We start from the raw sequence: 12,959 nt of genomic DNA, 5'->3' as shown, positions 1-12,959 counted from the left end.
CCTACGCCAAGCACCCCGAACAGTTCAACCGACGACCACACCCACCCCGACTCCCAGAGAAGGCGACCATCAACGACCCCGCCGCCCGAGAACCCGAAACTAGCCAAGCTCAACCGACTACCGCACGTCTCATTTGATTTGACACGCTCCGATCAATCTTGATGAGCACCCCGACCACGAGAACTCCACCGACGGGTACTTGTCCAGCGGCGGCACAGCGCACCGCCCCAGTTCCCCTAGCTTGCGCCTCACCGTGACGTCAGTGGGCCCGCGCTACGCACTCCGGATCCATTAGGACCGACTTTGCCCGCAAAGAGGAAGCCCCAAAGAGGATGCGGACGCTGATAACTTACGGGCTGCTGGACCACCCCGGCCCAGGCACGTTCGAGAGGATTCGCATGCAACGTGTTCGTTCCGCCGCCGCAGTTTCGCTCATCTGCGCCGGGCTGATAGTAGGTGCTCAACCAGTCGGCGCGACGCCCACAGCGGTTCAAGCTGCAGCCCCCGCCGCCGAGACGCACACCCAGATCCTCGAAGACTCGCACTCGATGTACCGCGAGAGGGTTGTCGTCAGCGCGAGCGAGCACTACATGATCGAGTGGAACAAGCAGACTGATCTCGTAGCGGTCACCAACCAGAACGGCCACACTCGAACTGGAACCATGGAAGAAATCCGTCAGATCCAGCAGGAGCTGAACCGACTTGGGGTCGTAGTTGAGGAGGTGCCCGCCGAAGTCCGGGAGAGCTACCCGCAGATGCCTCGTGAGTTCGAGGACTCAACTGTCTACCTTTCGGGCAACGCAAGCAACACCCAAGGGACTGCGTACGCGGTTCAACCGTATGCTGCCGACCCCTTCGCCGGTTCTTTCAGCCCTAACGCCGGGTCCGTCTCAGACGCGGCTGGCGTGGTCCACTATCTGCAGGGCGTTAACGGCTGCCAGGTAGCTACGGGTGCGGCGGGTATCGCTCACGGCGCACTGTGGGGCGCTGCTCTGGGAGGTGTGCCAGGCGCCCTTGCGGGGGCCGCAGTTGGCGCATTCTGGTGGGGCGTGGGTACGCAGTGCTAACGACCCTCAATGAAGATTCAGGCGGCGAGGGAAGGTTAAGGATGAAGAAGGAGACTTTCGTAGCTCTGACGGGCATGTTTTCAATCTTGCTCGTCTTGTCGTCGCTGTGGACGGCGTACCAACTGCATTCCGCTGGGATCTCCCAGGCAGACGCGCCCGTCTTTCCGGCCATGGCGCTAGGGGCGCTTTCCAGCGTGATCCTATGGAGAGTCCTCGACTCGAAGAATAGTTGGCATACCGGCATGGCAGTCGGTGCGACCGCGCTCAATTGCATTCTGGTTGTGGTCGGCTGCCTGGCGGCATGGTTCCTTTTGCTCGGATGATCACGGTCATGTGCTAGACATTGGGCCCTCGGCGCCAGGACCGCCGGAAACACGGCCCGAGACGCCCATGCGAAGAGACTTCGTATGGGCGTCTCGGGCTCCGGAATGAACCCCACTAGATCTGTCAGAAGATTCCCATGCAGGTGGACCGGCCGCAACAAGGTTGAGCGCGAGACCGCCGACTGGGTTAAGTGGTTCAGCGACGAGCGACTGCACTTGGCGATCGAATACCGGCTACCCATTGAATATGGGCAGATGTACCGTTCCGATTTGGCGACCGAACCTCAGGCCGACTGAGTCAGCAAGACCCTCCGACTGAGCCAGGGCCATTCAACTCCAGCAGACGCCTCCCTTAAAGGGCCTCGGCACTGGACTTACCGGGGTCTCGGGCGGGCATCACCCCGTCGGGGCAGCCGGCGGAAACGGCCCGGTCTTCGAGTCCAGTGCACCGTCACGTCCGATGTCCCCCGAGCCATCGGTCACCGGTGACGGGTCAATGAGTGCCATTGTCACCCCGAGCAAGCGGCCGTGTAGTCGGATGACGTTCGCGACTATCTCGAGGTCGCGCTCGGACTGGCTTCTGGCATCGCTCTGGACCTATCGGCGGTTCCGAAAGAGCAAGGTGGGCGAGGGGCCTCGTTCGTTGATACGACTGTTCGCATCTTCACTGGCCGCAAGTCGATCAGTACGGGAGAATCAGGTTTCTAGCGTCTGTCGTAGCCGTCTGGTGTCATCCGTTGACAGGCGGCCGCAATCCCAGCTCACAGCCTGAGGGGTTGATCTCAGGTCGTGGTTGGCCCGACGGGCCGAGAAGGAGGCCACCGATGCAGCTCCAGACGAGCAGCGACCCACTGGGAGAGGCGACCACTGTCACCGTTGACCTGCCGCGGCAAGACTTGGGCCATTTCAGACCGTGGGACGAACTCGCCGCGCTGCACGCGGCGGGCCTGGAGTCCACATCGGCTGTGTTCATCGACGCACCCACCGAAACCTTCAACATCTGGCCGGCGGCCGATGCCGCCTTCCTCCATGCGATCGCCGACGGTGACCCAGAGACGACGGTGTCGCCGCTGGTGTGGGCGCGGATACGCACCGCGCCCCGGTATCCCTCACTCCGCGAGGTGAAGGCGGAGAAGTTCCCGTTTCATGTCGAGCAGCGGGTCCCGCGAGAGTCGACGTGGCCGCCCGATTTCAGCGGTGTCCCCACTGCGAAGCTGACGAGCACCCTGCGCGGTGAGCCCGGTTCACGTCTTGCGTTGCACGTCCCGCCAGGTGATGGCTGGCATCGCGTCGCCTGGGTCCGGCAGGATGTCGAGGGGCTCAGCATGTCGTCCCTGTTGTGCGAGTGCTCTCTGCAGCACGTAGTCAAAGCTGGAGGCGGGACGATCAGCTTCAGAGTCGACGCTGACTGCGCGTACCGCCCAGTGACCGCCTACCTCCGGGCGCTGTCGCTTCGGCACCTCTTTCCGGAGGCCACGCCTGAGGCTCTGCGGGCGATGGTCGATGCCGCCCTGACCGGCATGTGGCTCGGGCAACGACACGGGGACGACCTGTGGGGCTCGAACCTGTATCTGCAAACGGTGTCGGCGGTGCTCGATGTGCCGATGCCCTGGGAGTTGGCGCACACCGCCGTCGAGTCGGGATTGATCAGTCTCGACGGTGCTGTCCTTGGCCTGCCTCAGCCGATCCGCACCGCGCCTGTCGGACCGGTAATGGACTGGGACAGCACCGAAGCCACCGACGGCGATTGGGTCGTGTGGTGGTCCCGACTCGATGACCGATACCAGGTCGAAGTCACCCGCGACCCCGACAACACCAGCCAAGCGACGCTCACCGTCTACGACCGCGCGAATAGCAACGTCGAGATTCATACCGAGCAGATCGGTCTGGCGTACGGCGCCGTCTTCGGGCCAGACACAGGCGATGTCAACCACTGGCGAGCCATCGCATCGAAAGCGGTCGACGAGCACAAGTCTTGAACAGCGGAACCTGGCGGCTGGCAACTCCGTTCGCGACCCGAGCTGCAGTTCGGACGTCTCGGGCACTAAACGCGGCCGCCCGCCTACCTGGAGACGCGGGATGTTAGGTCCAGCGTTCGGGACGTCGGCACAGCATTGCGGGTTTCATGAAGCACTGGTTTGGTCATGTCCTGCCGGGATCGCCAATTCCGCCTGGGCGGCGGCGGTCTCCTGGCGGTCCGGTTGCCACGGCGGGAGAAACTCGACGGCCGCGTGCAAGAACGTGGCTATGTCTTCAACGTGAGACTCGGCACGGTGGTGGCGCCTGTCATCGGGGGTCAGGCGTGCCACCTCATGTGCGATCAGACGTTTCCCTGAATATTCGTCTCACTGGGGTCCACCGGTATCGCCTCTGGGGGCCAGTGGCCGGGATCGCGAATATTGCGCTTGGGGGCCAGCAGTAGCGTCCGTGGGAGCCACCCGCTTCTAGGCTCCTTCCGCCGCGTGTTTAGGGCACGCGGCGGAAGGAGCAATCCGTGACTGTACGGAAAATCAGGGCGAAGCTCGTGTTGCAGCTTCGCGCCGAGGGCCTGTCCGGGCGGGCGATCGCCGCCTCGCAGGGCATGTCCCGAAAGAGCATCGCGGCGGTGTTGGAGGCCGCCGATGCGACCGAGACGAGCTGGGACGACGTCGCCGAGCTCAGCGACGAGCAGGTGTACGCCCGCCTGTTCCCGGGCCGCGGGGAGCACGAGAGCGTGTTCGCCCAGCCGGACTGGGAGCAGGTCCACCGTGAGATGGCCCGGGTCGGGGTCACGCTGAAGTTGCTGCACGGCGAGTACATCGACCGCTGCGCCGCCACCAGAGCGCCGGCGATGGGGTATGACCGGTGGTGCAAGACCTACCAGCGATACGTGATGGTCACCGGCGCCGCCTCCCGCGTCGGGCACAAGGCCGGCCAGACGGTCGAGGTTGACTGGTCGGGCCCCACGATGGAGCTCACCGATCCAGTCACCGGAGCGAGGCGGAAGGTGTACCTGTTCGTGGCGTGCCTGCCGTTCAGCCGGTTCGCGTTCGTCTGGCCGTCGACCGACATGCAGCAGGATGCGTGGCTGCGGGCGCACGTGGCGATGTTCGACGCCTTCGGTGGGTCGGTACCGCGGATCGTGTGCGACAACCTCAAGACCGGCGTGGTCAAGCACCCTCGCGACGGGGAGATCGTTCTGAATGACGCGTACCGGGAGATGGCCGCCCACTACTCAGCAGCCGTTCTACCAGGAAGAATCCGCCGTCCAAAGGACAAATCTGGGGCCGAGAACACCGTGGCGCACGTGGCGACCTGGGTGATCGCCGGCCTGCGGGCCCGGACGTTCCACACGGTGCCTGAACTGGCCGAGGCGATCGGCGAACGGATGGACGCCTACAACCGCGAACCGTTCGGAGAAACGCCCCGGGTCGAGACTCAGCGTGTTCACCGCCGAGGAGCGGCCGCTGCTCACGCCGCTGCCGGCGGTGGCGTTCGAGATCAGCCGGTGGCTCTACGGCCGCCGGGTGGGCCGCAATGGTCACGTGGTGTTCGAGCGGAACTTCTACTCGGCCCCGCTGGCGCACATCGGTACCAAGGTCGATCTGCGGATCACCGCCCGCACGCTGGAGATCTACCGCGGCACCGAGCGGATCTCCAGCCACCTGCTGCTGCCCGCCGGCGCCTCAGGCGAGTACCGCACCAACGATGCCGACCTGCCAGCCGGCCGCCAGTACCAGCAGTGGGATGCGCCCCGGGTACGGGCGTGGGCCGAGCGGGTGGGGCCGGCGGCGGTGATTGTGGTCAACCGGATCTTCGAATCCGTGCCCGTCGACGAACAGGGCCTGGACGCCGCCCTGGCGGTGCTGCGCCTTTCGCGGCGGTTCTCAGCCGAGCGGGTCGACGCTGCGTGCGCGCTGGCGCTGACCGGGCCGGTGCGCTCGCCCCGGTATGCGCATATCCACCCGATCTGGCCACCGGCCAGGACAAGACCGCCGCCCTGCGGCCACCACCGGCCGAGGCCGAGCAGGCCGGCGGGTACGTCCGCGGCGCCGACTACTACGCCAGGAGCGCCCGATGAGCAGCATCGATTCCGAGACCAAGCGCAAGCTCCGCGAGATGGGCGCCCAGCCACTGCTCGAGGCGCTGGAAGCGCAACACGACGACCACGTGGTCGGCATGAGCTTCGGCGAGCGGCTGCAGCTGGTCGTCGACCACGCCCACGAGAGCTTCAACCATTCCAAGATCGACGGCCTGATCCGCCGGGCCAACCTGCGCTACCCGGCAGCCGATCTGCGGCGGGTGGACCTGGTTGAGGAGCGCGGCCTAAACCGGGCCGTCCTCGCGCAGCTGGCCACCTGCTCGTTCATTCAGAGACAGCAGAACGTCGTCTTTCAGGGGTTCACCGGGTCGGGAAAGTCCTACCTCGGCTGCGCCCTGGCCAAGCAGGCCTGCCAGCACCGTTTCCGGGCGCACTACATCCGGATGCCCGACCTCGAAGAAGCGTGGGCCCTGGCTAAAGATCGACCCCAGGGGCAGAACAAGTTCCTGAAGAAGTACGCCGCGTTCTCCCTGCTGGTGATCGACGAATGGCTCCTCGACCATCCCGACGAGACGATCAGCCGGATGCTCCTCGAGCTCCTTGAGCGGCGCTACGACACCGGGTCGACCGTCTTCTGCACCCAGTACCCCAAGAAGGACTGGCACCAGCGCCTGGGCTCCGGAGTTCACGCCGACGCGGTCATGGACCGCATCGTGCACAACACGATCTGGATCGACACCGGCACCCACAACATGCGCGAGCATGCGGCCGCCGCCGGGAGTCAGTAAGTAATCCCCGAGACGGGGCCGGTGGTCCCCACCGACGCGATCACCGGCCCCCAACGGCAATACCGCTGGCCCCCAGACGCAATATCCGGTGGCCCCCAAGCCTCCAAATACTCACCACTTGTCAGCTTCGTGCCGATCCAGCAGCATGTTGTCAGCAAATTGCCAGGGGCCGATTGTCACGAAGTTGGCAGAATCCTCGCTCCTGACAGTTTTCCAGCGTCTCCGAGAGGGCTGCACTTCGGTCGGCTCGACCGACTCCGGAGCCTTCTTTCACAAGGGGCTGGTCCCACCCACCTTCGATCCCGAGGTCAAAGGGTTAGCGGTAAACCACCTCGAAGGACCTTGGTACTCGTATCGAAATGTCTTGTAACAGCGCCCCAGTCTCAGTCGAACTGAGTACGGTCTGCGTAATGAGTGACCAGCGACGCGGCACGCTTATATGGATCAACGGTGCCCATGGCAGTGGCAAGACTCATGTTGCCGCTGATTTGGTCCGTCGTGTGCCGCACTCCCACCTCGCCGATCCGGAACATGTTGGTTTCGGCTTACGCCGGATGTACCCGCGTAGCGAGAGGCCTGACTACCGAACCCTCGACGCCTGGACCTCTGCCGTCTCATCCACTTTGATCGACATCCTCGATCGCACAGGGGCGACGATCATTGCTCCCCAAACTGCCGCCGACAGTCTTCTCCTATCTCAAGTACTCGATCCCGTACGGGCATCGCAGCACCGGGTTTTTCACGTCACGCTGTCACTGCAACTCCACGAACTGCGTAGGCGTCTCCGATCTCGTGGCGACGTGATCGCCTCCTACGCCCAGCAACAAGCTGGCGCCACACTCGATGCGTTATCCGCGCCGGAGTTCGGGGTGCATATCGACACAGGCAACCGGACCGTGCAGCAGGTCGCCGACGAAATCGCGAAGGTCGCTGGCTTGGACATTCGCCCGGACCGCTCGTTCCATGCGGCCAGGGCTATCCGTACGGCAGCGCTGCGAGTCTCGGCTATCCGTTCACCTTTGGCCTGAGCAGATCGGGTGCGACTACCAGTCAGCGGCTCGATTAGATTGCGTGCAACAGGCGCTCACCTTCGAGCCTCTCGGCCTATCAGAAATGTGCCGCCGTATGAAGCTGAGAAATCCCTCTAAACGAAGTTGAAGGTCACGCCATCACGGCCACGGTGGCGTTCTTCCGAGAGCGTGTCCACCTTAGGAGATCTGGATGCACCGAATCATCAGCTACGCCCCAGAGCACCGGTCTGCGCTACTAGACCTCTCACTCCGAGCTTGGGAACCAGTCTTCCCGATAGTGAGAAACGAAGTGCCGGGTTTCGTGTACAGCGCGTTCTACCCAAATGGGTGGCGTGAAAGGCAGCTCAAGGACCTGTCAGAAGTGCTTGACAACGAACCTGAGAACGTCGATGTCGCGGTTGATGAGGGGCGGCCAATCGGATGGGTGTGCACTCGCTTGCACCCTGACGACAAGATGGGCGAGGTGTTTGTCATCGCCGTTGATCCCGACTATCAGCAACGGGGGGTCGGGCGTCATCTCCTGGAGCACGCGTTCGCTCGAGTTCGCGCGGCGGGCATGGCAATGGTGATGGTCGAGACGGGTGGCGATAGCGGGCACGCGCCTGCGCGAAGAGTGTACGAGTCGATCGGCTTCGAGCCGTGGCCCGTAGCGCGATACTTCAAGCAGCTTGATCAGTAGGAGGCGCTCAGGGGCGCACATCCATCTCAACTGCCGAGAGGTTTGTAGCCGCCCCTCGGCTCGCCGCTGGAAATATGTGTACCGTGCCAAAGCCGTACCCCAGGGAGTTCCGCGACGACGTCGTTCGCGTCGCAGGGGTCTTGCGTGAACCGCAGCTTGCCCACTACGTCGTGGGCTGGCCGCGTTACGGGGACCTTGGCGTGGTCGCGCTGTACGAGGTAGCGCCCGTGGGGGCAGCCTGGGTGCGACTGCTCCCAGAGAGCGATCCCAGCTACGGCTACGTCGATGCCGCCACGCCCGAGCTGGCCATGGGGGTCGTGCGGGGTTGGCGCGGACACGGAATTGGGTCCCGACTCCTTGACGCGCTGATCGGGGCCGCACGACAGCGGGGGCTGGCATCGTTGAGCTTGAGCGTTGAAACGGACCTGGGCGGCAGTGCCTGCTGGGAGCGTGGTGGCCACTCTGGCAGGGCTGATCGCTGCGCTGGCTTCCGCCGTCCTCGTTGGCTGTCCCGTGCCGGGCAGAGAGCCGGGACGCGTTGCCGATGTCTCACCGCGAAGATGGACTCATCGACACTCGGCCGGCTGCCTTCGCTGACAAGCTAGTGGCACGCTACTGACACGCAGTTGGCAAACTGACAAACTGTTCGGCAACCGACATTGGCAACCGACAGCGGTGTCGGTTCTCCAACAGCTTGTCAGCACGCTGCCGGCCAACCAGCTCGTTGTCATCAGTTTGTCAGTCGCCGATTGTCACGAACTTGGCAGAATCCTCGCCACTGACAGCACGTGGCACCGGCCACCTCTCAGCTTGACGAGTCAGCTTCCCGAAGAATCCACCCGGGGACGGAGCCCGCGGAACGTAGCGCACTGGTCCAACTGGCTGGCCAACTGTGCCAACATCTCCTCCCGTTAATGAGGGCGAGCGACAACGCAGCAGCACCAGCAATTTCCGACCTTGATATGACTTCCAATGCGTGACACTAGCGTGATTAAATGACCTGATGCCAGCAAACCCTTTTGACATCGCCTCTCTTCTAAGCTTGGGCACACTCGACGAGAATTTCCTCACTCGCGCCCTCCTTGAACTTCAATACTTTCCAAACGTCAAGACTCAAGGCGAAGAGTTGCCTCCGCTCTTCACGAGCAACAGCTTTTCAAAAGAGGCTGCAACAGAACTCGCCGGTCTCACTGACCGAGAACTCAGCGCAACTGCTTGGGTCGAACTTCGCACTCGCAGATTCGACGGCCTGGTAAGACGACTTGGAGTGCCCCACCCGGTTACATATTCGAGACTAGTGATGCACCTCCGCAGCAATTGGCCACTTCTCTCATTCTTGACAAATAGCGATCAATCACACATTAAGCCAGAGTGGCATGAAGACGGCCGCATAATTCATATGGACTACGAGACCACCGAACGAATCCTCACCAGACACACTCAGCTAGCGCAGGGTAATCACTTTCTAGCCAAGGCCGACATTAGCAGCTGCTTCCCTAGCATTTATGCACACGCAATAGATTGGGCGCTTCGCGGAAAGGCGACCGCAAAACGGCTCCGAAACGATGGCTCCTGGCAAGCCCTTCTAGACGCGCGCTCGAGAAATATTCAGGACGGTGAAACGAAGGGCTTAATGATTGGGCCCGCAGTTTCAAACTTGCTGGCCGAAATCGTCCTTCAGAAGGTTGATGAGACTCTGCTATCCCACGGCCACGTCTTCACCAGATACGTTGATGACTACACCGCCTACTGCCTTGACCGATCCGACGCCGAGCGGTTCGTCGTCGACTTGCATCGAGCGCTTGGGGAATACCGCCTCGACATCAACACTAAGAAGACACAAATTTATGACCTACATCTCGGCGACCATGAAGATTGGATTTCAATAATCTATTCAGCTTTGCCCGACGAACCAGCTCCAGCCAAAGTGTCAAGATACCTCCGACGATGCGAATCTCTCGCGGCAGAGTTTAGGTCGAAGTCCGTCTTAAAACTGGCGGTGAAGCTACTAGCCGGCCTTCACGAGGACGAAAATGCGCCAGTCTCGACACTCGAAATCGACGAACTAGTTCGCCTGTGCCAATATCATCCGCACCTGGCACCATTCTTGGCGCGGCAGATGGGGCTGGCGATGCCAACACTTTCCACCGACGATGCAGACCGTTTCGAACAGAGACTCACCGAGCAACTGGATAGCGCCGCAGATCGCGATGAAACCGACGTTGCGCTTTGGCTGATTCATATCATCCGAAGCGTACTTGTACGCTCAATTTCAGATACAACCTGCAGCAAATTATTAAGCATGAACGATGACCTAGTCTCTGTAGCATTGGTCAATTACTGTACCGAGCATCAACCTGCAGTGGTATCTCAGGTGAAGAACTGGGACTACGTATGCCCATCCGATTACGAGCGTCACTGGCTGGTCAGGTACGAACTCTGGCGCGTAAATTTGTTGAGCGATTCCGACATATCGAACCAAGAGAAGACATGGATGAGTATACTGAGGCGCCGTAACGTCTATTTTTCCAAGATATCCAATTGAGCACTGGATGAGTCGGGCCCCACCGTGCAGCGCTCCCCTGTAGAGGCCCATAATCTCCCGACTTCCTGGGAGGCCCGGTTCGCGGGCCAAGCTCTAGTGTGAATCGGTTCGTGCCGCTGCTATTGCTAACTGGATCCGGGCTTTGTGGACGTGGTGCCGGCCCGGTGCCGCTCAACGGCCTCATTGCCGATCGCGGGGGCGGTCTCGCGTTTAGCTCCTCCATCCGAGTGTTGATTCCGGTCCGTATGGGCTCCATCCACCGAGGTGCGGTTTGAGGTCTTCCGGCTTAGGGTCAGGGATCGGCGGCATCGTCAACGCTCCCGTCAGTGGATCAGTGGCATCACGATGTTGCTGTACCCAAGCGATCCACTGGTGTGCGTCATGGTGCTCCTCAACGGGAAGTGTCTGCGCGCGGGCGCGCATTGCCGCCAAGTACATATCCAGTTCCTGGGCCCAGCGCCAGCGGTCCAACTGTTCGGTTAGAACGTGCGCGCGGAGGTGCTCGGCGTAGCGCTGGCGGGCAACGTCCATCGCCTGTTCCCACCGCTGTCGCTTCTCACGCTCTTGTCGTTCGCGTTCGAGCCGCCGGGCTTCAGCGTGGGCAGTACGAAGTTCGATTTCCTACAGGATCTGCGCGACGTCGGTCAACGAGCCATCCCGATCCGTCCAGGTTCCCTGGCGAACCGCAGGACCGCCGCCCACCTCGACTTTTAAGAGCCCGGCAGGAACGTAGTCGTACTTCGGATACGGGGTCCAGGAGTACTTCTCGGCCTGCCGCAGCTCTGCCGAGGTGGGCTGGTGCTCGACCCTCTTGGTGGGTTCGGTCACCGAGACCGTGAAGGTGTGGCCCGAGACTGTGATGTCCAGGTCATGTGGTGGCCTCTGCTGGGTGTGGTTGCCATAGCGGTCCCGACTGACCGCGGCGGCCACTTCGAAGCCGCGAGCCGCGCATGCCGTGGCGATCGCGTGAAGAATCCGGTGACCGCGTTGACGCAATGGCGAATTCCGCTTCCCCGTTGCGTCGGCGCGGACCTGGGTCAGTGCGGAGTCGAACTTGCTTACCCGCTCTGGCACTGGGATCGGTTCGAGCGCGACTGTCATCCACTCCGGCGGGTCGGTCAAGACGATCGTGGCTTCACCCCACCGCGCCCCGCGCTCAACTACGAGAATCTTGCCGGCCGGCACCTTGTTGAACCGGATCGCGCTCTTGACCAGAGCCTCGTAGCTCGGGCCCTTGTCGGCCGTGCGCACGACCTCGAGCCGGCCGCCGGCGGCCACGACGTCAGCGATCGACTGTTCCACAGGCTGCAGCTTCTTGTTGGTGACCGTGGCCCGAGGGGGCCGCGGCGAATCGGCAGTTCTTGACCTTGCCGAAGGCTCTGGTTGTGGTCTGCTCGACGGTGCGGCGCCACGCTTTCGCTTGGTCCAGTGCCCGTCCGGGTAGCTGCCGTGTGTCAGGTAGTGATGGCCAGCGTCAGTGAGTGTCGCCGACCATGTGCCACCCTTGGTCGAGATCTCGAGCAGTCGCCTCCATTGGAGGGCTTTCGCGCTGGTCTTGTGTGTTCCGCCGTCTGGCATCACCCCGTCGGGGAAGCCGTCTGCGACCCACTTCAACACGGCGAGCTGGGTGGGGTTGATGGGATCCGAGTGCGCCACGCTCTCAGTGTCTGACCTCGCGGGCTACCGGACGCTGGATTGAGTCAACTCGCGTGGACCATTGGTTTACTGGGCCCAGCGTGAGGCGGTGTGCGCAGCTAGCGTCTCGGCCAGCTCTGCTAGCTGCTCGTTTTCGACCCACTGCCGCGGGGACTGGTTGTCCAGATCGGGGTGCGGGGTGCATATCCAGAGCAGAGCGGTCCACTCATCGGCGCTCTTGACCAGCACCCTCCAGAGGGCCAGGAGCTCGGGGCGGACCGAGTTTTTGGTGAGCTGCCATGTCGGACATACCCACGCACCGTCTTCCAGTTGGGCGCCCAGTACTTCCCCTGCCTCAAGCTGGCGCATGGTCTCGGCCAGAGAGATGCCCAGGACTTCGGCCATTGAAGCGGGGGTGTAGAACGGCCCGATCTTCGATTCCAGCGCACCGTCACGGCCGATGTCCCCCGAGTCATCGGGCGCCTGCCGCGTGTCCATGAGTGCCATTGTCACCTCGAGCAAGGTGCCGTGCAGCCGGATGGCGTTCCCGACGATCTCGGGGTCGGTCTGGGACTGGCTTCTGGCATCGCTCTGGATCCTTCGGCGGATCCGACCAAGCAAGGTAGTTGAGGGCCCTCGTTCGTCGATACGGCTGTCCGCATCTTCACTGGCCGCAAGACATTCAGTACGGGAGAATCAGGCTCGTGACGTCTGTCGTAGCCGTCTGGTGTCATCCGTTGACAGGCGGCCATGGTCTCAGCCCACAGCCCGAGGGTTGATCTCAGGTCGTGGTTGGCCCGACGGGCCGAGAAAGAGGCCACCCATGCAGCTCCAGACAACCAGCGACCCACTAGGGTGTGTCTCCCAATC

At 62.5% G+C, this 12,959-nt stretch carries 10 protein-coding genes and 2 pseudogenes; 10 read left to right on the top strand and 2 right to left on the bottom strand.

What is annotated here, in order from left to right; genetic code table 11:
• Positions 1–332 precede the first annotated feature (332 nt).
• From H483_RS28450 to H483_RS38730, 10 genes and pseudogenes are all read left to right on the top strand, one after another.
• On the top strand, positions 333–1,067 hold the full coding sequence (locus H483_RS28450) for a hypothetical protein (RefSeq protein ID WP_017836700.1): 735 nt from the start codon (positions 333–335) through the stop codon (positions 1,065–1,067).
• Positions 1,068–1,108: 41 nt separating this feature from the next.
• A complete protein-coding gene (locus H483_RS28445; RefSeq protein WP_017836699.1) occupies positions 1,109–1,390 on the top strand; it encodes a hypothetical protein in 282 nt (93 codons plus the stop codon).
• 824 nt (positions 1,391–2,214) lie between these two features.
• On the top strand, positions 2,215–3,369 hold the full coding sequence (locus H483_RS28440; protein WP_017836698.1) for a hypothetical protein: 1,155 nt from the start codon (positions 2,215–2,217) through the stop codon (positions 3,367–3,369).
• 515 nt (positions 3,370–3,884) lie between these two features.
• Positions 3,885–4,805: pseudogene (gene istA, locus H483_RS40565) on the top strand (IS21 family transposase); the annotation flags it as partial.
• A 7-nt stretch (positions 4,806–4,812) separates the two neighbouring features.
• Positions 4,813–4,977, top strand: a pseudogene (locus H483_RS40560) (IS21 family transposase); the annotation flags it as partial.
• A gap of 469 nt (positions 4,978–5,446) precedes the next feature.
• Positions 5,447–6,199: an ATP-binding protein gene (locus H483_RS28430; protein WP_017836697.1), complete on the top strand. Its 753-nt coding sequence runs from the start codon at positions 5,447–5,449 to the stop codon at positions 6,197–6,199.
• 410 nt (positions 6,200–6,609) lie between these two features.
• Entirely contained in the window at positions 6,610–7,227 is a 618-nt protein-coding gene (locus tag H483_RS38740; RefSeq protein WP_193746868.1) for an AAA family ATPase, read from the top strand.
• A gap of 280 nt (positions 7,228–7,507) precedes the next feature.
• Positions 7,508–7,909, top strand: coding sequence for a GNAT family N-acetyltransferase (locus H483_RS28425; protein WP_238556285.1), 402 nt, complete (start codon positions 7,508–7,510; stop codon positions 7,907–7,909).
• A 74-nt stretch (positions 7,910–7,983) separates the two neighbouring features.
• Complete coding sequence (locus tag H483_RS38735) at positions 7,984–8,514, top strand: GNAT family N-acetyltransferase (RefSeq protein ID WP_081615170.1); 531 nt, start codon at positions 7,984–7,986, stop codon at positions 8,512–8,514.
• Between the two features lie 398 nt (positions 8,515–8,912).
• On the top strand, positions 8,913–10,454 hold the full coding sequence (locus H483_RS38730; protein ID WP_081615169.1) for an RNA-directed DNA polymerase: 1,542 nt from the start codon (positions 8,913–8,915) through the stop codon (positions 10,452–10,454).
• A gap of 621 nt (positions 10,455–11,075) precedes the next feature.
• Here the strand turns inward: H483_RS38730 and H483_RS28420 are convergent.
• Positions 11,076–12,110, bottom strand: a complete 1,035-nt coding sequence (locus H483_RS28420; protein ID WP_152427946.1) for a hypothetical protein — start codon at positions 12,108–12,110, stop codon at positions 11,076–11,078.
• Positions 12,111–12,176: 66 nt separating this feature from the next.
• The gene (locus H483_RS28415) at positions 12,177–12,587 is read right to left on the bottom strand and encodes a hypothetical protein (protein WP_152427945.1); all 411 of its coding nucleotides are present in this window, start codon (positions 12,585–12,587) and stop codon (positions 12,177–12,179) included.
• Positions 12,588–12,959 lie beyond the last annotated feature (372 nt).

It is taken from the genome of Dietzia sp. UCD-THP (assembly GCF_000349585.1).
In the GTDB taxonomy this organism is placed as follows: Bacteria; Actinomycetota; Actinomycetes; order Mycobacteriales; family Mycobacteriaceae; genus Dietzia; species Dietzia natronolimnaea_A.
Note: the sequence above shows the minus strand (reverse complement) of the source record. Positions and strands in the feature narration are given on the sequence as shown.

Excerpts from the sequence above, each read along its gene's own strand:
- H483_RS28450 (WP_017836700.1), top strand. The coding sequence starts at position 333 with ATGCGGACGCTGATAACTTACGGGCTGCTGGACCACCCCGGCCCAGGC.
- H483_RS28445 (WP_017836699.1), top strand. The coding sequence starts at position 1,109 with ATGAAGAAGGAGACTTTCGTAGCTCTGACGGGCATGTTTTCAATCTTG.
- H483_RS28440 (WP_017836698.1), top strand. The coding sequence starts at position 2,215 with ATGCAGCTCCAGACGAGCAGCGACCCACTGGGAGAGGCGACCACTGTC.
- H483_RS28430 (WP_017836697.1), top strand. The coding sequence starts at position 5,447 with ATGAGCAGCATCGATTCCGAGACCAAGCGCAAGCTCCGCGAGATGGGC.
- H483_RS38740 (WP_193746868.1), top strand. The coding sequence starts at position 6,610 with ATGAGTGACCAGCGACGCGGCACGCTTATATGGATCAACGGTGCCCAT.
- H483_RS38735 (WP_081615170.1), top strand. The coding sequence starts at position 7,984 with ATGTGTACCGTGCCAAAGCCGTACCCCAGGGAGTTCCGCGACGACGTC.
- H483_RS38730 (WP_081615169.1), top strand. The coding sequence starts at position 8,913 with ATGCCAGCAAACCCTTTTGACATCGCCTCTCTTCTAAGCTTGGGCACA.
- H483_RS28415 (WP_152427945.1), bottom strand. The coding sequence starts at position 12,587 with ATGGACACGCGGCAGGCGCCCGATGACTCGGGGGACATCGGCCGTGAC.